The organism is Enterobacter wuhouensis, assembly GCF_004331265.1.
GTDB lineage: Bacteria > Pseudomonadota > Gammaproteobacteria > Enterobacterales > Enterobacteriaceae > Enterobacter > Enterobacter wuhouensis.
The window spans coordinates 302,780-322,204 of sequence record NZ_SJOO01000005.1; the positions used below are offsets into that span (position 1 = coordinate 302,780).

At 49.6% G+C, this 19,425-nt stretch carries 20 protein-coding genes and 1 pseudogene; 7 read left to right on the top strand and 14 right to left on the bottom strand.

The features are described 5' to 3' along the window. Nucleotides 1–2 precede the first annotated feature (2 nt). The 9 genes and pseudogenes from E0L20_RS14185 to E0L20_RS14215 form a co-directional block, all read right to left on the bottom strand. Nucleotides 3–1,283: a site-specific integrase gene (locus E0L20_RS14185; RefSeq protein WP_131634499.1), complete on the bottom strand. Its 1,281-nt coding sequence runs from the start codon at nt 1,281–1,283 to the stop codon at nt 3–5. After that, nucleotides 1,283–1,498: an excisionase family protein gene (gene xisR, locus E0L20_RS14190; RefSeq protein ID WP_047647992.1), complete on the bottom strand. Its 216-nt coding sequence runs from the start codon at nt 1,496–1,498 to the stop codon at nt 1,283–1,285. Before xisR ends, E0L20_RS14185 begins: the two co-directional genes overlap by 1 nt. Nucleotides 1,499–1,562: 64 nt before the next feature. Beyond that, nucleotides 1,563–1,805 carry a DUF4060 family protein gene (locus tag E0L20_RS14195; RefSeq protein WP_059312002.1) on the bottom strand — a complete coding sequence of 81 codons (243 nt, stop codon included), beginning with the start codon at nt 1,803–1,805 and terminating at the stop codon, nt 1,563–1,565. Between the two features lie 38 nt (nt 1,806–1,843). Further along, nucleotides 1,844–2,929: a RecT family recombinase gene (locus tag E0L20_RS14200; protein WP_059312001.1), complete on the bottom strand. Its 1,086-nt coding sequence runs from the start codon at nt 2,927–2,929 to the stop codon at nt 1,844–1,846. A gap of 9 nt (nt 2,930–2,938) precedes the next feature. Continuing rightward, on the bottom strand, nt 2,939–6,112 hold the full coding sequence (locus E0L20_RS14205) for a RecE family exodeoxyribonuclease (protein ID WP_131634500.1): 3,174 nt from the start codon (nt 6,110–6,112) through the stop codon (nt 2,939–2,941). A 139-nt stretch (nt 6,113–6,251) separates the two neighbouring features. Next, nucleotides 6,252–6,416, bottom strand: a complete 165-nt coding sequence (locus E0L20_RS24090) for a YdaE family protein (protein ID WP_242673408.1) — start codon at nt 6,414–6,416, stop codon at nt 6,252–6,254. Next, nucleotides 6,409–6,564 (bottom strand): annotated as a pseudogene (locus tag E0L20_RS24095) (hypothetical protein); the annotation flags it as partial. The gene E0L20_RS24090 and the pseudogene E0L20_RS24095, both read right to left, overlap by 8 nt. Before the next feature lie 452 nt (nt 6,565–7,016). Beyond that, nucleotides 7,017–8,312 (bottom strand): hypothetical protein, encoded by a 1,296-nt coding sequence (locus tag E0L20_RS14210; protein WP_131634501.1) that lies wholly within the window; start codon nt 8,310–8,312, stop codon nt 7,017–7,019. Between the two features lie 212 nt (nt 8,313–8,524). Further along, nucleotides 8,525–8,926 carry a helix-turn-helix domain-containing protein gene (locus tag E0L20_RS14215; RefSeq protein WP_131634502.1) on the bottom strand — a complete coding sequence of 134 codons (402 nt, stop codon included), beginning with the start codon at nt 8,924–8,926 and terminating at the stop codon, nt 8,525–8,527. 102 nt (nt 8,927–9,028) lie between these two features. On the opposite strand from E0L20_RS14215, the gene E0L20_RS14220 reads away from it, so the two are divergent. The 4 genes from E0L20_RS14220 (at nt 9,029) to E0L20_RS14235 (ending at nt 11,495) form a co-directional block, all read left to right on the top strand. Beyond that, complete coding sequence (locus E0L20_RS14220) at nt 9,029–9,256, top strand: transcriptional regulator (protein WP_131634503.1); 228 nt, start codon at nt 9,029–9,031, stop codon at nt 9,254–9,256. A 2-nt stretch (nt 9,257–9,258) separates the two neighbouring features. Further along, nucleotides 9,259–9,810 carry a toxin YdaT family protein gene (locus tag E0L20_RS14225; RefSeq protein ID WP_131634504.1) on the top strand — a complete coding sequence of 184 codons (552 nt, stop codon included), beginning with the start codon at nt 9,259–9,261 and terminating at the stop codon, nt 9,808–9,810. 84 nt (nt 9,811–9,894) lie between these two features. Then, nucleotides 9,895–10,812, top strand: a complete 918-nt coding sequence (locus E0L20_RS14230; protein ID WP_165500718.1) for a replication protein — start codon at nt 9,895–9,897, stop codon at nt 10,810–10,812. Then, nucleotides 10,809–11,495 carry a replication protein P gene (locus E0L20_RS14235; RefSeq protein ID WP_131634505.1) on the top strand — a complete coding sequence of 229 codons (687 nt, stop codon included), beginning with the start codon at nt 10,809–10,811 and terminating at the stop codon, nt 11,493–11,495. The genes E0L20_RS14230 and E0L20_RS14235 overlap by 4 nt, the downstream gene beginning before the upstream one ends. A gap of 81 nt (nt 11,496–11,576) precedes the next feature. On the opposite strand, the gene E0L20_RS14240 is transcribed toward E0L20_RS14235, so the two are convergent. The 5 genes from E0L20_RS14240 to E0L20_RS14260 form a co-directional block, all read right to left on the bottom strand. After that, nucleotides 11,577–12,341: an NADPH-dependent F420 reductase gene (locus E0L20_RS14240; protein ID WP_131634506.1), complete on the bottom strand. Its 765-nt coding sequence runs from the start codon at nt 12,339–12,341 to the stop codon at nt 11,577–11,579. A gap of 17 nt (nt 12,342–12,358) precedes the next feature. Continuing rightward, nucleotides 12,359–13,093, bottom strand: coding sequence for an NADPH-dependent F420 reductase (locus E0L20_RS14245; protein WP_131634507.1), 735 nt, complete (start codon nt 13,091–13,093; stop codon nt 12,359–12,361). A gap of 30 nt (nt 13,094–13,123) precedes the next feature. Continuing rightward, nucleotides 13,124–13,489: a MarR family winged helix-turn-helix transcriptional regulator gene (locus E0L20_RS14250; protein ID WP_042718083.1), complete on the bottom strand. Its 366-nt coding sequence runs from the start codon at nt 13,487–13,489 to the stop codon at nt 13,124–13,126. A 287-nt stretch (nt 13,490–13,776) separates the two neighbouring features. Beyond that, nucleotides 13,777–14,379, bottom strand: coding sequence for a site-specific integrase (locus E0L20_RS14255; protein WP_131634508.1), 603 nt, complete (start codon nt 14,377–14,379; stop codon nt 13,777–13,779). A 171-nt stretch (nt 14,380–14,550) separates the two neighbouring features. After that, nucleotides 14,551–15,477: a LysR family transcriptional regulator gene (locus E0L20_RS14260; protein ID WP_047054289.1), complete on the bottom strand. Its 927-nt coding sequence runs from the start codon at nt 15,475–15,477 to the stop codon at nt 14,551–14,553. Between the two features lie 182 nt (nt 15,478–15,659). On the opposite strand from E0L20_RS14260, the gene E0L20_RS14265 reads away from it, so the two are divergent. From E0L20_RS14265 to E0L20_RS14275, 3 genes are all read left to right on the top strand, one after another. Continuing rightward, nucleotides 15,660–16,823, top strand: coding sequence for a mandelate racemase/muconate lactonizing enzyme family protein (locus E0L20_RS14265; protein WP_131634509.1), 1,164 nt, complete (start codon nt 15,660–15,662; stop codon nt 16,821–16,823). A gap of 76 nt (nt 16,824–16,899) precedes the next feature. Beyond that, nucleotides 16,900–17,745 (top strand): fumarylacetoacetate hydrolase family protein, encoded by an 846-nt coding sequence (locus E0L20_RS14270; RefSeq protein ID WP_131634510.1) that lies wholly within the window; start codon nt 16,900–16,902, stop codon nt 17,743–17,745. Nucleotides 17,746–17,830: 85 nt separating this feature from the next. Continuing rightward, nucleotides 17,831–19,174 carry an MFS transporter gene (locus E0L20_RS14275; RefSeq protein ID WP_047054294.1) on the top strand — a complete coding sequence of 448 codons (1,344 nt, stop codon included), beginning with the start codon at nt 17,831–17,833 and terminating at the stop codon, nt 19,172–19,174. The last annotated feature ends 251 nt before the right edge of the window (nt 19,175–19,425 follow it).

Consider the following 19,425-nt stretch of genomic DNA (forward strand, 5'->3'; position numbering starts at 1 on the left):
AACTACTTTGTTTTTACCTTCAGGGGCACTATAGGGGCATTTGTATATCCACCAAAGCGCTGATTCAAAAATGATACCTGATCGCTATCGAGAGCATTTATCCAGGCAGAGTATACATGGAAGACCATCTCTGCATTCTCATGACCCATCTGATTCGCAATAAAAGCAGGATTAGCACCTGCCGACAACATCCAGCACGCGTATGTATGACGCAGCTGATAGGGGCGTCTGCGGCGAATGCCCGATCGTCTTACCGTAATATCCCATAGTGACACAATTGAGCTGACTGAATAGTACGCAGCTTGCTTGCCTTTCTGAGGTCGAGGCATAAACACAAAGTGCAGTTTCTGCGTTTCCGTTTTACCGAACTCCCGGTGGTGAAAAGTGATTGGTATCTTAGGGGCACTCCCCGTAAGCTCCTTTTGAGCTCGCAAAGCCTCCAGAGCCGGCTCCAGTAACTTTATCGTCCGGTATCCTGCTTCGGTTTTAGGTGGTCCAAACAAGCCTTCCTGAGTTAGATTGCGCGCAATGTTGGCTTCGCCGGAATTAAGATCGATATCCTCCCAGGCAAGAGCGCAAACCTCTCCGGGCCGAACGCCAGTGTAAGCAAAAAATTGCCACATGTTTTTCTGCTGAGCCGGAGCAGTATCTTTCAATTGCTCAAATTCATGTCTCAGAAGCGGATCTGGTTTTGTTTGCCCTTTGCGAAGCCTTTTTATCCCGACATATGGTTGATATGAAATGACTTTATTTTTAACCGCATAGTCGAGGATTTGTCGCAGGATGGCCAGATAATAATCTACTGTTCTAACGGCGCGGCCGGTTTTATTTCTCCTCTTTTCGGGTGCATAGTTAGTCTCGCCAGTCAGTAATTCCTTTCTCCAGCCCAGAATGTCGCTGTTGGTGATGGATGCAACCAGCGTTTCAGGGCCGATTAGTTTTGTTAACGTTCTTACAGCTATCCCATAGCTTCTTGTGGCATTGGGAGAGAGATCGATTTTATGGTTTTCATACCAGGTTGATGCAAGTTCGGAGAACGTCGTAATGTTTTTAGATGTATAAAACTTTGCTGCCACCTTTGACTCCGGGAACATGCCCCGGTAGTCAAAAGTGCCCAGTTGAATCTCGCTTACAATTTTGGCCCTTAGATTCCCGGCTTTTTTGAGATTCGATGCATTTACGATCCATCCTTTCAATGTTTCTCGACATCTAACGCCCTGAAACTTGAAACTAATTCGTATCTTATTGTTGTGGATCTCAACACCCGTTGGCATTGCAGCCATTATGCCTCCTTCACAAACCTGTTAATGTTTGGGATGTTGTACCAGACAAGTCCTCGCTCTTCGGAGCTGCTTCCATCCAATGGGATTCTCTTAAAATGAACACCTTCTACCCAGGAGGTTTGGCGATAGCTTTTAATCTGACGATCTGTAAGGCCTGTCTTCTCTTTGAGTTTTGAAGCAACGCCCCATTCTGAATCGTAAATTACCTGCGACATGGTTCACCTCAGGTAACCGGCATGAGTATAGATATGCCGGTCTTTAGTCGTTGATATTTCAGTTTCAGTTTGCCTGGCCGGGAAGGGTACGCAGTCGGCGCATGCCGGTCATTGCTGTGGCCACGTAGCTTGCCTTGCAGTTGACCACTTCAACCCAGACCTTCACGCCTTCCACTCTCACCGTATAGGTCTCTTTCATCTTGCTGCGCCCATAGTCACCATATCTTTGCTGGTGGGCTGCGAGTGCGATTTCACATGCCTGGCGAGCCAAAGGGGATTGCTTACTGCCTCGATTAATCAGTCGCATTTCTTCTCCTTGAGGGAGGGTTTCCCCTCCCGATCTCGTTAGTCCATATATTCCGGTTTCATATCCGCCAGGGTGATGCTGAACTGATCGTGTAGTTCCTCTCCTAAATGGCGTTTCACAGATGCCAGCACGCGTTCAGCTTCGCCAAAGCGTTCTGCTGCACCGGGTTCATCTGGAGATGGCAGGGCGTTGATTGCCGCTTCCACCTTGTTGCGAGCATCAACCAGGTAATAACGCTTCACGGCCTTGTTTTTCAGCTCAGTGAACAGGGCAGAACCCAGCGTTACTTTCACAGTTTCAATATCTGCGCGCAGAGCCTTAGCGCTATCCACATCCTGAGCCGCCTCGATGCGATCACGGAAATCATCAGCAAGTGCATCGATGTTTTGAGCTGATTCCTGAGCCGTTAGAGTCGTAGTGACGTTGTCACCTGAAATGTCAGCGAGGCTAATGTGCTGCGCCGGTGCCGGGTTAACCTCTCGTTCTTCACGGCGATCTTCGAGCTCATCCGGAGTGTAGACGCCCAGAATCACATCCGGGCAGAACAGCCTCGCCCAACGTTTGACAGCCAGATATGCCAGCTGCTGGCGAGGGTCGTCAGCCCACAGGGTAGAGTTTCGGGTTCGGGCCTGAGCCAGTAGTAAATCGAGTTCTCTCGGCTGATCTTCACCTTTAAGCGTTGCGCGAATAATGATGCCGATCCCGGCTTCGTCAGCCAGGGTCCAGCCCGGGACGCGGTACTCGCCTTTGTCGCCTTTACGGATATGGAATTTCCCAACAACCTTTTCCCATGGTCCGTACCATTCATATTCAAAGCGGCTGGCCAGCACGCCGCTGCGTGAAATGACGGCATTAACGAGCTGAGCTTCATACCCGAGCACACCGTTAATCAGGTGCGTCTTCTGCGCCACGGCAAAGGGATTCATCTGCCACTGTGCCGCTTGCATCGCTACAGCCATGCAGTCGGCCTGGTTGCCCTGCAGGTGTTTAGGAACGGTAGCAGTGCCCTGCGCCATGATCTGCGCGAACGTGCTGATGGCGTTCAGATACTGGGAATCAAACAAAGCCACGTTGGAGTTAATAACGGTGTTCTGGTCAGCAACGGTAACGTTAGTGTTATGCATAAATCCCCCTTAAGCCTGAGCGCGCAGCGCTTCGAGGCGGCGCAGGTCGAAGTCGTTCAGTTCATCGGTGTAATCGGTAGTGATCGGCGCTGGCCATTCGCCCGTGTCGAATCCGGATGCGATGGCGCGCATCGTTTTGCGGTACTCGAGCTTGCCCAGTTCCAGCAGTTCGGTGGACGCCTCAATGATGGCGATCCAGTGGTAGTTCTCGTCTTTGTTGACGAAAATCCAGAAGAACTGGTCCAGCGCCGCGGTCTCGCAGTACATAGCCGCACTGAGGTGGTAGTCCCGATCTATGATTTCCCGGTGCAGCCTGGCGCGTAGGCTTTCTTGCTTCACATTCCACATGCTGATGGTTTTCAGGTCCGCACCGATGCGCACGCCGTCCAGTTCAATTTCGAGGTCCGGACGTACACGCACTTCTAAACCTGTTTCGTCGTCAAAGCCGAAGTAGCTCACTTCAACGGCGCGGCTTGGATGTGTCAGCAGCATGCCGGCGGTCGGGTGCCCCAGGAGTGCAGACTGAATTGCCCGCGCTGTGGCTACCTGCTGGCGGGTAACAAGAATCTTTTCGCCAGGGTTGTCGCGCCAGGCATCCAGCAGCTCGTCGGCAAACACGGCATCGGGCTTAACTGATTTAACTGCCTGGATCATGTCTGCTTTGGTACCGGACACTTTCAGCGGTGTAGGTTTCTGCGCTTCTTGCGCTACCAGGTCTGGATTGATTAATGCTAATTGCTCAAGTAACGCATCACGGCTGCCGCTGGTTTTAACCGGCACGGGCAGGGTGGCGTTGTACTCTTTAATGCATGCCTTCATTGCTGTTGCTGTCTGCTTCTGTCCTTCTTCAATACGCTGGTACTCAGTTGGGAGAGCCATATAGCTTTGAGCCGTTTCTTCCAGACTCGCGCCAAGCGGCACTGGAGCGGGAAGGGATGCGTTATGTTTTTCTATCAACGCTTTAATCTCGTCAGCGCTTAGCAGCGCCGGCAGGCTGGCGTTGTACTCGTCGATGAACTCACGCAGAGTTGCGGTGGTGGTGAAAGCACCCTCTGGGATCGCAGGTTCTACGCTGAATTCTGCTTCGAGGTTTTCCGGCTGCAGTGCAAGGGCGTGCACCAGATTTCCCATGTCGAGCACTTTGGATGCTGTACGCGGGATGGTTTTAGCCACATGGCGTGCGTTGAAGTACATCAGGCTGACGCGGGCATCTTTTACCTGGGTTGAGCTAATACCGTTTGCTGCGTGATAAACATCATTCGGCAGACCTTCATAGCGGCCAGGCTCGAAGTAGGCCGGGTATTCGATTAATGGCTCTGACTGTTGCTCTTCCGGCGCTACGGAATCTGTCTGCGAATTAGCTGCATCAGTGCTTTCGCCCGGTGGTACCGAACCAACATCTTCGTCTTTCTCTGGCTTAGCCGTTTCCATCTGCACATCGCTGGTGGTCTCCGCTGTGTTTTCCGTTTTTTCGACTTCATTTGAGGTGGTATTGATGACCGGATCGATATTTCCACCCATCAGGCCACCGATGGAGAACATGCCGCCGCCAAGGTCTGCGACCTTTGGCTGGCTCGGAGCACTTGGTTCTTCCACTGTGGAATGATGAACCGCACGGGAATCATCGCTCCATTCTGGATAGCCTTTAGAGCGCTCACCGCTTTCATAGATGCCTTTCGCCGTGAACCACTCACGCACTTGGCTACGCAGTTCGGTTATGCTTTCTTCCCCAGACCATGAAATAGCGCGGGTAACTCCAAAAATACTGTTGGCGCCGTAGTCGAGGATGTCGGTGGTTTTACCAAGAACCTTGAGCGCCTTGGCGTGCGACTCATCTTTTTTGTCAGCGAGTTCTTTGGCGGCCAGGAGTTGCGCACGGTTGATTTGTCCCGGTATTGCATCTGGGTACAGCTGAGCAATCGCGATCTCAATGCTCAGGTTCGCCATGTTCTGGGCAACAGCTCGTTTATAGGATTCTGTAGTTTCTGGCTTAGCTGGTTCTAAAGGTGCAGGAGAGCCTACTTCAGAAATGCGATTACCATCCGCCCATTCGCGCACCAGGGTGCCGCGGTCAATATAATCAGTCGCTGCCCAGATTCTGGTGAATCGGAGAGTCAAAGCGAGTTCGTGACGCTTTTCTTGGCTGAACACCTTGCGAATGGCGTCGGTATAGCGCCAAAGGTCTTTGGTATCGTAACCCTTCACCTCTTCGCAGTTTTCTGCCGCCAGCAGCAGGTTCTGGACATAGCTGTTGTCAGTGTCCATCTCCAGCGCGCTGATAGCTTCGTACTCTTCGCGGGTTAAGTGGTGGCGCAGTTCATTGGCGGTGAACTGGGCGAGTAGCTGCTTCCGGAACGGCATACGCACGACTGGATAACGAGTGGTTTCGTCATCATTCTCGTCAATCTGAAGACCGTTTTCAGGTTCTGGAGCCTGACCGGTTGTAACATCGATGTCGTTAGTGCTTTCTGATTTGAGAAGAGAAAGCTTTCCGCTTCTCCACTCCCTAACTAACTCATTGCGGTCACCTGCATCTACTCTCAACCAGTCGGCCATGAAAGCAGCAAGTAGCTTTACTTCGTGCTCTTCATCTGGCGCGAAGACCTGCTTTATCGCCTGAACGAGTTTCCACTCAGCGTTCAGGCTGAGCTTGGCAATTTCAGGGATGTCATTCTTCGCCAGCAGCAGGTTCTGGAGATAAGTGTTGCCTTCATCCAGTGACATTTCGCTGGCAGCCAGTTGCTGCTCTTTAGTGATGTGTGACTGGTATTTGTCGCTGGTCAGGTGGACGGCATAACGAACCGCTGGAGTGCGGTTTTCAAGCGGGACACTCTCGACGGTAGTTTCGACTTTAACGGTAGTTTCCGGTGCGGCAAAGTTGTCCAAGGGTCCAGTAGACTCAGCACCAGCCTTTGGCAACCAAGTGCGTCCATCGTCCTGCAGTTCGTAGCGTTTGCACCAGGTGTAATCCACGGTGCTTTCTTCCGGGAGGTCGTTATACACCGGGAAATCGGTGCGAACCGGTTTGGCGTAATCCTTACCGCGTCCGGTTTCAATACCGGCATCTTCCAGCTCAACATCGAGCTGCAGGTTGGCACGGGCTTCTGATTTGGCGGTGAACCAAATCACTGCGTCTTCTTTGCCAGATTTCTGCGTAGCCTTAACTACATAGAAAAATTCCATGTGAGATCCTCTTTTTTGGATGTAAGATCCCCGGGCCAGAGATAGCGCCCATTGGGTGAACTTTGGTTTTTTAAGTAGTTTCCGGTGTAACTTTGGTCGGGAGCACCGGACGTACGGGCCGCCTTGCGCGGCTTATACGTTATGCCTCGTGGGCCATCTGGTCGTACGAAGCACAACGTTCAGAGCAGTATTCTTTTTCTTTGCGCGCCAACTGCGCGCCGTTGCGATAGAGAAGGGTACTTTTGACTACTTTCTCCGGTTCAACCGGCTTGCCGCAGGACCCGCATTTCGTTGAGTTACACATCTGGATTCCCCTTTTGCGCCAGCAGGTAGCATAAGCGGCGAAGAATCACTTCGAACAAGTTAAGTTTTACGGCCTGCTGCCGTCCTGGTTTGCGTGCGAAATCAATCATTCTCACCCTCGTTTGCCTTCTCGCCGGCCAGCGGAACGTTTACACCTGATGCGCGTCAATTTCTCCACCTAATCCGACTATTCGTATGCCGTCGGCGGCTACTTCGTGGGCATCCTGCCTTGGTGGGTCGTGGTGCGTCTTTGCAAGAATAATTAAACACAAAGTTTAGTTGAGTGTCAACAATATGGGTATTTTTATATAAACATAAAGTTTATGTGGCGGCGAGACTGATCCGAACTAGAGAAATTTTTTCGTTGTCAGGAGGGCGAAACTTAATGAAGCAGAGATGCTTGGGAAGTTGGACTAGTAGAGGAGAAGGCGTAATAGAAACCCGGCTCGTTAGCCGGGTTAGTACTTATGCTGCTTTAAAACTGTTCAGCACACTTTGCTGTTCAGTTTTTTGACTTTGCTTGTTTTTGTATATCTCTCTGAATTTATTGACAATTATTGTTTTCTCAAGTTCTTTCATAGTGTCCCCTTTTGTTAGTGCTTTACTCATTTTTGCTAAAGAAATGATGATTGAGTTCTGGAGAGAAATAGTGCTTACGTTTCACCCAAATAAAACCGTCTGTTTTAGATATTAATGCAACATCAATTGGACCACCAACAGTTTCATGATCATCTGATACTTTTCGTTTGAAAGCGGTCAAATTAACTAAAGATTCTGCCATATAAGCTAGTTCTTGCTTAGGCAGAAAAGACAGCATACTCATAACTTTCTGGTTATAGTTCATGTTGATAAAAGAGTTAACACTTGCCTCAGCAGTCGGTATGTAGCCTTCTGTATTTACTTTTATTTTTTCGTAAAGTTCGGACGCGAGCTCAACTGGCAATGATTCTTGTAGGACAGTTTGCACTTGACTCAACGTCTCATCATGGCAGTTCGCATACGTTTGTTGACCATGAATCAATAGATCGTCGTAGCAACCTTTTAAAAATAGTTGTACCTCTTGGTCTTGAGCATATGGAATTACATTTGCATCTGAACTCACAGAGCTCTTGGCAATATTGAATATTTTCCTAACTTTATTACCTAGGAATCCAAAAACGTCAAAAGCTAATATGGAAGGGTAATACTCGTCATTACCAAACCCTGCGAAAACAATACCACTTGTAATGCCTAAAGGAGATTTTTTTGTAGATGTCAAAGAGAGAATGGTGAGGATTTTTTGTTTAATTTCCTCTGGAACGCCTCGGTCATCACTAATTATAAAATCGTTACATAACGTATCTAAGTAATTTGAAATGATGTTGAGGGAATCCCGTGCGTCGTTTTCGTCAAAGTCTTCAAAATATGGACAGTCGTTTAACAATGAAATGAAATCATCAAGGTAAGTGTTTGTTATTGAATGATATTCATCTATGGTAACCACGCGAGCAATTTTAACAGATTCTTCTTCAGCTAATTTGTTAATGTCCTTAAACATTCCGGGCATAATGTCATTAAAGTGAAATGCCATTATGTAATTCTCGCGCATTTGTTTCGTGATTATTTTGTCGTTGCTTGAAGCATAATTAAAAAATGCCTGACACCATTCATTCAATGTCGGATATGATGTGTCTTTGTTTTCTGCTCGGAAACTTTTAATTAATAGCTCCCAAGGTGCACCACACACTTCACTATTTCCATAAATCATTACACCTACTGGATGGTGTTTTGATAAAGTAAAAAGTTTTTCTGAGCCATTATATATTTTTTTATGAACACCATTACTTGTAATGGTTGCTGCTGAGTCTGCAGCTAAGGCAATGGCGGTTTTGTTAAAAATTGCTATTTCTGCAGTCATCTATAATTTCCTAAATTCATGAAGTTTAGATAAGATAAACTATCTGCACGACCTCATTAAATCATTATAAATCAAGATGTTATATTTTATGTGATGAGGTTCATACATTTTAAGCTATCAGAAAAACTAATATAAACTTACTACATAATCGTTTTTGCTTTGATGACATCATAAGATGATATCGCCACCAAAACGCTTTGAATCCCTTAATTTTACGGGCCATTACGTTCGCTCGAACGAATCCGTCCTCTAACGTATTTCTCGTATAGCTCATCGAGTTCTTTTAGGCGAATCGCAAAGACACGTAGCATGTTTTGTTGTTCTTCTTCTGGCAATTGGCGGTATAGCTCTAGAAGCCGCTGTTCGTCAGGTTTAAGACCATCTTTTTGATCGACCTCTTGTCCTAAAAGCCAAGCAAGACTAACCCCAAGAGCATCCGCAAGCTTGATTGCGGAACTTTTGCCGATAGTACCGCGGACGAACCAATTGTTTACAGACTGAGCACTGACACCACAGATGCGCGCTATGTCTGCTTTAGTAATGCCCTTTTGCTCAATTATCTCATTGAGTCGGCGCACTTGTGGATGATCTGTCTGATGAGTTTTTTCTTTCATAACAGAATTCTAAACCAAATGTTTATCAACTCAACAATCATAAAGTTGACACCTATATAAACATAATGTTTAATTGGTTGGGTGTTTTCTAGGAGTAGAAAAATGGACGCATTAAACAAAGCTATCGCTTCCGCAGGTAACTCAGCGAAATTGGCTGAACTTTTATCGACTTGCCCCATGAATATTAGCCACTGGAGGAACAGAAACAACGGGCGGGTGCCTCAAGCTCGTGTGCTTCAAATTTTCTACGCTACTGGCGTGACTCCTCACGAACTTCGCCCCGATCTCTATCCAAATCCAACAGACGGTTTACCTAAACAGGAGCCCTAACAATGCAAACTGTTTCATTTCAACAGAGTAGCAGAGCTTCCTCTAATACACTGATATTCCCGTGTCATCAAAGCGAATCTACAGCCCAGGATATTGCTCATCGTGATCTCTGCTCTGCGGTCCGGGCGTGGGCGGCAGCAGAAGGGCGCGTAGCTGTAGCACTCCAAATCCAAGAAGCGGCAGAAGAACTTCAGCTTAATGGCGTGGACTTCTCAGGCCAGGCCGATGTGTGGAACGTGAAGCTGTTCCGCTGGCTCGACAACAAAGAAGACTCCACATCGTACCGAAAGAACGTCGAACAGTTGGTCCCCGCAATCATGTCTGTATTACCGATTCGATACCGCGACCGCGTCGTAAAGAACGACTCATTTGCGTATCGCATGGCCAGGTTGGAAAAAGAAGTCAGTGAGGCGAAGCAAGCTCTGATGCTCGATGCACCGAAGAAGGAAAAACTGAAGGAGTTAGGCGAGGGGATTTTCGAAATGTTCCGTGTCGATCCGGACCTTACTGCGCCGCTGCTGGCGATGGTGACAACCATGCTGGGGGCAATGTGAATACTCTAGAAAAGGCGAAAGCCGGTCTGCGCGAACAGAACCGACTTTCAGGTGCAAAAACGGAGTGTAATTGCGGAGCTAAGTATGTCAAACACAGCTGAAATTATCAATTTCCCCCACAGAACCGAACAACCGGGAGGTCGTATGGCCGACCTGTCGAACGGGTATACCAAGGTCGCTAACGAGATCCAACAGCTCAAGCCTCGTCTGAGAATGTCAGGCCGGGAGTGGCAGTGTTTTGAGGCGGTGATCTGGCTTACCTACGGCTGGAACAAGAAACAGGACCGCGTTACGAACACGGTGATCGCTGAGCTTACAGGGCTGAGTGACTCGCATGTTTCTGATGCGCTCAAATCACTCGCAGAACGCAAAATTATCTTTAGTCAGAAGCAGGGCGTGATGAAAACGGTCGGTATAAATACTGACCTTTCAGCCTGGATTTTAGACAAACCGAAAACGGGAAAAGTCTTCCCGAAATCGGGAAAAGTGTTACCGAAAACGGGAAAAACCTTCCCGGAAACGGTAGACACCCAAGACTATAACAAGAACAATATTAAAATATCCTCGTCACGGAATTCTGACGAATCCCGAAACCAGAAAACTGAAAAGTTTCTCTCACGCCATCCAGAAGCTGCCGCCGGGATATACACCCCGGGGGGTAAATCATGGGGATCCGCTGACGACCTCAAGGCCGCTCGCTGGATTTACGACAGGCTTCTCACCGTCAACGCATCGCTATCTGAACCCAACTGGGCTGAATGGGCAAACACCATCAGGCTGATGCGTGTCCAGGAAAATCGTACACACTACGAAATCTGTGACCTGTTCCAGTGGGCTAATCGGGACGAGTTCTGGAAAGACAACATCCTGAGCCCTTCAAGTCTCCGCAAGCAGTGGGATCAGCTCACCACCAAACGGCTGCGCGCAACCGGAACGATAAAACCATCCCGGGGTGGCATTGACCTGCATAACACCGACTGGATTGACGGAGTGCTGGAATGAAAAATCTTGCAGAGAGCATTCGCAATTTTGACCGGGAACAGGCTCGCCGTGTGGCGCACAACCTGCCTGAGCAGTACACCGAACGCGAACATATGCAGCAGGTGGCGCAGATTATCAACGGGCTTTTCGTACAGCTGGCCGCCGCGTTCCCGGCAAGCCTCGTCAATCGTAGTCAGGAGGACGTGGACGAGATCCGCCGACAGTGGGTGCTGGCCTTCAAAGAAAACGGGATCACCACTCTGGAGCAGGTTGAAGCCGGTATGCGAATGGTGCGTCGCCAGGAGCGACCCTTTCTGCCTTCGCCTGGCCAGTTCATCAAGTGGTGCAGGGAAGGGCGATGCGTGCTGGGGATCACCACCGCTGACGTAATGGCTGAATACTGGAAGTGGCGTAAGCTGGTATTCCGGTACCCGAGCAGCGAGCAGTATCCGTGGCCTAAGCCGGTTTATTACCATATCTGCCTCGAGCTACGGCGCCGCGGAACTGACGGCCAACTGAGCCAGAAAGAGCTTGAGCGTCAAGCCAGCGATATTCTGGATATGTGGGAAAAGCGGGTGCTGGCCGGGAAGCCGATTCCGCCTGTTCGAAGAGCGCTGGCAGCGCCAGTATCGTCGAAGGGGCCGACACCAGTGGAGCTTTTGAAAGCTAAATATCAGCGGATGAAAGCCGATGGCAGGACATAGGGAGGAAATGGTCCGCTATGAGCGAAGAGCAGATGTTTGCATTTTCGCTCATACATCGATAAATGAAATATGGCTTACGGATTACATAAAAAGAGCCCGGTGTAATCGAACAATATAATCTGCAGTCGGATTGGATTGCTTATCGCCCATTCGCTCCTGAATTGCCTGAACAGCAATATCCCGACGCGCAGGCAGCCGTGTTTTTTCCGTTGCGGCGATCGCTGACATCATTTCATCAAATGTGAGGTCAGTACAGTAGCAAGGTGCACCCGGTTGTTGACGCCATGACTCCTCAACTGTACCTGCATCGAAGGCGTCAAACCCCGTATCACTGACAAGACGCATAATCAATTTTTTGTGCTCTACGATATTCCCTGCCACCGGAATTGAAATACGTCCTGCTGTACCCTCTGCTTTACCTTTTGTAGCGAGAGAATCTGAACCTATTGCATTCCAGGCCTTCACCAGTGGACGGTTCAGGAGATGCGCTACCCACGCGCTTTCGACCTGACCATCTGAGAACCCATCGATGATTCCGTCGCGATGTGGGTAATAGTTCGACGTGTCAGCAACGATAACATGACTGGGTAATGTCCGGATCAGAGGCGCGATATCCGCAACCTTTGCCATAGGTATGGACAGGATGACAACCTGTGCATCCTGTACTGCACTGGCTGCATCGGCTGCTTCAGCGCCCGTTTCAAGCACGTCGGGGGCTATCGTTTCAGGCCCACGTGAATTTGCAACCTTAACGGAGTGACCGGCAGAGGCGAGACTGCGAGCAAGCGTTTTACCGATATGGCCGGTTCCCAGAACAGCAATCCGGTACTTTTCATAATTAATCATAACATCCCCTTTTTGGCTCAGGCCGTTACTGCACGGTTACGTTTAACAATGGCATCATGAGTGAGTTGTTCGCCTGCAGACATAAACTCCTTGATCAACGCATCTCTGTTTAGTGGAGCGCGAGTTTTATCCGCTGCCTTAAGGGCTGCTTCAAGCTCTCCGGTTTTTAGCTCAGTACAGTAGGCTGGCGTGCCGGGCTGTTGCCGCCATGATTCGCTAAGCGTACCGGCATCAACTGCATCGAAACCGGTCTGACTGACCAGTTCAAGTGCAACAGATTTTGCTACCGTACTGTCGCCGGCAACCGGAATAGCGATACGTGAGGGTGAACCGGCAACCAGCCCTTTATCTTTAAGCGTCTCGGCCAGAACAGCGTTCCAGGCTTTGACAAGAGGGCGTTTGACTATTTCACTGGCGTACACGCTTTCAGGTTTGCCTTCACGGATCTCTTCAATGTCCCCGTCGCGGAAGGGATAGTAGTTAGACGTATCAATGACGATCACGCTCTCCGGAACATCACGCAAGAGTTCAGCCAGTTCAGCATGCTTATCAAAGGGCGTAGAGAGGATGATGACATCCACATCTTGTACGGCTTCCTGACGCTCAACCGCCAGTGCCCCAGCTCTTCGCGCAATCTCTGCAATTGTTTCCGGTCCCCTTGAGTTAGCCAGTTTGACCTCATGGCCCTGCACAGAGAGCTTATGTGCCAGAGTCGCACCAATGTTTCCAGCGCCAATAATGCCTATTTTCATACCAGTACCTTTTGTCTGAGTGGAGGATGATCAGTTATCAGCGGGATGGGCAAAGTTATTGAGGGTATCTCGTAACTCCTCGAGCTTCGCATCCGATAACTGACAGGCTGATTTGATTTTTTCGGTTACGTGCCACAGCTCGCTTTGCAAAGCGAGCCCGTCATCCGTAAGAGTAATGAGGACTCGCCTTTCGTCAGCGCGATCCCGCATGCGAACTATGCGTCCGGCAGCCTCAAGCCGTTTGAGAAGGGGGGTAATGGTGCCGGTATCCATGCCGAGCTTATTCCCGATATCACCCACGGTGCGTGGGGTTCCGTTAAACAACTCCAGCATGACCAGATACTGGGGAAAGGTTAGCCCCAGCGGGTCCAGCAACGGCTTATGTAACCGGTTCATGCGGCTCGCCGCACCATAGAGGGCAAACGAAAGTTGTGTCCCTATTTCCTGTCGTGACTGCATGCTCATATGCCAATCCGTTATCTTGTAGATGATTATATAGTGCACTAGATAAAACCATATAACAAACTTTTAATCAGTTAAAGAGTGATGAATGAGTAATTCGTGCGGTATGACAATGACAACAAAGCAGGCTGAGAAGTCTCCAGACTGACGGGTACTATCGTTCCAGGCTATTCAAACAGGTCCGCTTCTGGCACAGGGCTGCTGTTGCAGCCCTGACAACCTTAGACTTCAATCGATTCAGAGATCTCTAACGCATCATCGACTTCGATGCCTAGATAACGGACAGTGCTTTCCAGTTTCTTATGGCCCAACAGAAGTTGGATCACCCGGAGATTCTTGGTTTTCTTGTATATCAGGTAAGGTTTTGTTCTTCTCATGGAATGTGTGCTGTAAAGCGAAGCTTCGAGACCAAGCTTTTCTACCCACCCATGAAAAATTCGGCTGTATTGTCGGGTTGATATGTGCCGGTTAGTTCCGATCCGAGACCGAAACAAGAAGTCTTTACTGTGCAAATTGCCAAGCTTTATCAATGCAGCAACAGCTTCTCTTGTCCCTTTGGTTATCTCAAATTGCACAGGGCTACCGGTTTTCTGTTGCAGCACCGTTGCTCTGCTTGAAACCGAGCTACCATATGCAACATCAGATACTTTGAGGTTCACCAGATCGCAGCCTCGTAGCTTACTGTCTAAGGCCATATTGAACAGAGCTAAATCACGCGTTTTACCTTCCTGTTCAAGCCGGATTCGGATCCCCCAGATATGAGATATCTGAAGTGGTCTTTTTTGGCCTATGATACGGTCTTTATTCCACGGTGACGTGTTCATACTCAAATCTCCTGCAATGTGGGAGATTTGAGTATGGTTGTCTCTTATGAGCGAAGAGCGGCCATCGGATAGTACTAGCTCTGCATGTAATGCCACGTCTTATGGGCTTCATGTTCTCTCACTTTTTTCTTATGATGGTGCAGTAAGAAATGCGTGAATATTTTCCGATTGTCAGATCTGGTCCTCTACGAAAATTTCCCACAACTCTTCTACAGCGCGGGACATCTTTGCTGCCGGGCGGAAAAGCCTGATATCTATGGGTACCCAGAGCGCGCTCTCTTTCTTCGCCGCAACGGCAATGGAACCGGCATCAACATCCGGCGCTGCCAGCGTTTCCGGCAACCATGCGATGCCGTCACCGGCCCTGACCATGGCCAGTAATGTTGCAGCCAGATCGGCAGTGAATGCGATTTCCATTCCGCGTCTGGCCCGGTTGACCTGCGAGGTGTTGGAAAGGATCCGGCCAAGGCCGGATTCAGCCGAATAGGACAGAAAAGGAAACTTTTTGCCGCCCGATGCATACCACATTGGCTCGCGGGTTGCCGGATCGCATCTGGAATAAGGCAATAATGTTTCCCGCCCGAGCCGAACACTGAAGTATTTCGACTGATCAAGATTGATGCGCATATGAGGGTGGTAGTAACAAAGCAAAAACTGCGCGTCACCTTTGTCGATCATGCGTTCACAGGCACTCAGTGTGTCAGATAACAGGCGAAAAGAACCGAAGCGGGCGATTTTTTCGTTATTACGCATCAGTGCCGGGAAAAAAGAAAATGACAGAGAGTGCGTGGCGGAAAAAATAACATCCGGTCTGGTTTCTCCTGCGGCCTCTATAGATTCACTTCTCAAGGTATAAAGTGCGCGAATAAGTTCAGGGATCTGCGTAACGAATACTTCCCCGGCGCGCGTCAGGCTGACGCCCCGACGATTTCTTTCAAAAAGCGGCGTTCCAAGCCACTCTTCCAGCGAGACAATCCTCCGGCTGAATGCTGGCTGCGTCACATATCGTGAAGCTGCCGCACGGGAGAAATTCAAGGACTGTGCCAGCGCAACACAGTCCTCAAGCCAAGTTAACTCCAAGTGATGCCGATTTTGCATTACAGCCTGCCTCTTTGGCATTAGAACGAAATTTGTTAACTGCTTAGGATGGTATCAGACAGGACAACAAGGTCCCTGAACACTACGTTAGTGCATTATGCCGATAAATATACGGCATGACATAAAATATAGCGTAGGTAATTTAGTTAGATCGTATTTGACTGGAAACTGCCGGAGAGAACATGCGTATCCTTGACGTTGTAGAAACTACCAAGCCTATTGCTTCCCCTATCCGTAATGCTTACATCGATTTCAGCAAGATGACGGCCAGCCTGGTTGCCGTTGTGACAGACGTTGAGGTAGACGGACGTCGCGTAGTGGGATACGGCTTCAACTCTAACGGCCGTTACGGTCAGGGCGGCCTGATCCGTGAACGCTTCCGCAACCGTATCCTCGAAGCCGAACCAGAAAGCCTGCTGAATGCCAAAGGCGACAATCTGGATCCGCATAAGATCTGGGACGTCATGATGAGCAACGAAAAACCGGGCGGTCACGGCGAACGTTCAGTTGCGGTAGGTACGCTGGACATGGCCATCTGGGATGCAACCGCAAAAATTGCTAACAAGCCGCTGTTCCGCCTGCTGGCAGAAATGAAGGGCGTTGAGGCTAACCCGCGTGTTTTTGTCTACGCGGCGGGCGGTTACTATTACCCGGGTAAAGATCTGAGCGCGCTGCGTCAGGAGATGCGCGGTTATCTTAATCGCGGCTATAACGTTGTGAAGATGAAAATCGGTGGAGCGTCTCTGGAAGAGGACCGTCGCCGTATTGAGGCCGTCCTGGAGGAAATTGGCAGCGAAGCGCGTCTCGCCGTTGACGCCAATGGCCGCTTCGATCTGGAAACCGGTATTGCCTATGCGAAAATGCTGCGTGACTACCCGCTGTTCTGGTACGAAGAGGTCGGTGACCCACTGGATTACTCCCTGCAGGCCGCGCTGTCAGAGTTCTATCCGGGCTCAATGGCCACGGGTGAAAACCTTTTCTCCCATCAGGATGCGCGAAATCTGCTGCGCTATGGCGGCATGCGCCCGGATCGAGACTATCTGCAGTTTGACTGCGCACTCTCTTATGGTCTGGTTGAATATCTGCGCACGCTTGATGTGCTTGAGCAATTTGGCTGGTCACCGTCACGCTGCGTCCCTCATGGGGGTCACCAGATGTCCCTGAACATTGCCGCAGGCCTTGGCCTTGGTGGCAATGAAAGCTATCCCGATCTGTTCCAGCCTTACGGCGGTTTCCCTGACTCGGTGAAGGTGGAAGATGGCCATATCATCATGCCGGAACTGCCGGGTATCGGTTTTGAGGGTAAATCAGACCTTATCAAAGAAATGCGCGCGCTGGCTGTATAAGTCTCTGCTGACATCTCGTCTTGCTTAATTTAATGACGCCCTTCCGCGCTGCGGAAGGGCGTAGCGGGAAAAATGTATGAAGCTTTTAAGTTATCTGACGCCTGATGGATATAAAAGTTACGGTATTTTACAGGGTGAGGGAGTTATTGACCTGAGAAGCCGGACAGATATTGATACTCCCGATTTGAAAAGTTTTATCAGAGAAAAAGGGATCGCAGCAGCTGACGGATATATCAGCTATGAGCCGGATTATCAGCTTTCTGATATTACCTTCCTTCCTGTTATTGATAATCCGGGCAAAATACTTTGCGTCGGCATGAATTATCAGGCCAAACGCACTGAGTTTAGTATTACTTCGGATGCGCCTACCATATTCATCCGGTTCTCAGATTCTCAGACCGCTCATCTGGGCAACATCGTGAAGCCTGCGCTGAGCGATCAGCTCGATTATGAGGGTGAGCTTGTAATCATAATCGGAAAATCCGGCATAAACATCGCTGAGCAGGACGCTGCAGAATACATAGCGGGCTATTCCTGCTATATGGATGGCTCCGTGCGTGACTGGCAGCATACCTGGTTCACTGCCGGCAAAAATTGGAGCAAAACAGGTGGGTTCGGTCCCTGGCTGGTTACGTGTGATAAGGTCCCCGATCCGCAAAAGCTTCAGTTAAAAACCTGGCTTAATGGTGAAATTGTTCAGCAGGACAGTACAGCTAATATGGTTCATCCAATAAGCAAAATTATCAGTTATATGAGTACCTTTACACAGCTATCCCCGGGTGATGTTATTTTGACAGGCTCACCAGGCGGTGTTGGTCGTTCACGTAACCCGCAGGTATTTCTTAATGACGGCGATATTATTGAAGTCGAAATTGAGTCGGTTGGTCGCCTGACTAATTACGTCGTTGCAGCTTCAAAATAATAAAAATATTTTATCTGACTGATATTTAAAAGGACCTGAAATCAGCATTTCCTCCCCTACATCTGCTCTAAATGAGGAAGTTATCATGAGTGATAATGCTCTTAAAGGTAATGCGCTTATCGGGAAAAAACGCTGGACAATAATACTTCCTGCAGTGTTTATCATGTATACCATTTCTTTCTTCGACCGGGTGAATATAGGCATGGCGCTGCCCCATATTACGGCCGAGATGGGGCTCAGCCCGGTAGAAGCTGGCTGGCTTGGCGGTGCATTTGCATGGGGCTACGTGGCGACGCAGTTTACCGCTGGCTGGCTGGCGCTTCGCTTTGGATCGCGAAGAATAATTGGCGTCAGCCTGTTTCTTTTTGGTGCCTGCGCCATGCTCACGGGTCTGACGCGTAACTTTGGTGAACTGGTTGCCATCCGTTTCTTCTTGGGACTTGCTGAAGGGCCGATTCAGGCAGCAACGGCGATGTTTCTGGCACAATGGTTTATGAAGCCAGAAAGGGGACGCGCATTTGGTATCTGGAACCTCAGCCTGGGGGCCGGTGCGTTTCTGGCCGGTCCAATATCGGGCTGGATCCTGGCACATCATGACTGGCGCATGATGATGGTCATTGAGGGGGCACCCGCGTGGCTGTTCTGCATCATCTGGTTTTATCTGGTACCTAAAAGTATTCAGGCTGCAAGCTGGCTCAGCGCCGAGGACCGGGATCATATCCAGAAAGACCTTGCGGCTGAGCAGTCAAACTATGTGAAGGAGAAATCTGACCCCTGGTGGACCATTATCAAAATACCGGCACTCTGGCTGATGTTAATCGGCTATTCCCTGCACAGCATGCTGGCATACGGTTTTACGCTCTGGCTGCCGACGGCACTTAAGGGGTATGGAACGCTCAGTGAATTCATAGTCGGTCTAATCAGCGGAATGCCTTTCCTGATGACCATGGTGGGCATCTGGTATATCACCCGGCGGTCAGATAAATACAACCAGGAACGGCGGCTGCATGCCGCTATTCCCACCGTGTTGTGCGGTATCGCGTTGTCAGCCGCGGCCTTTGTTCCGCTGTCTTACTACTGGGTGCAGATAGCCCTGTTCATGTTTGTCGGCCTGACAATGAAGATGCTTGTGCCGTTGGTTTACGTCCGGTTGACGGAAATCCTCCCGACAAGGAAAGCGGTCCCTGCGGTGGCATTTGTAGGTGCATGCAGCAACTTTATTGGTCAGTTTGGCGGACCGCTTGTTGCCGGCTACCTGAAGCACCTGGGGGGCGGTACTGACATGACGCTCGCATGGAGCGTACTGGGTCTGTTCTCAATCGTGGGGGGAGTACTGTTTGCCCTGGCCGTGGGACGTGAGGAAAGCGTCTGGGACATCAGGCAGGCATTCCGGGTTACTTCCCGCAGGACGATTTCCGCGCGGGAATAGAATGCAGAACCTGCCCCTGCGTATGGGGCAGGCAGACATTTTTATAATCACTGACGTTTATTAATCAGGAGTGCGATGTGAGGTTATATATCAGAGAATCTCTGGCGGCATATACAGGCGCCGGGCTCGTACTCAGGCGGGAAGAGCAGATCAGAATCAATTACGCATAATGAATGAACTTTACGCAAGATTGAATCCATTCCGGTAATAGAGTGTGCCTGATACCCTGGGTATAACTGATGTTATGCAAC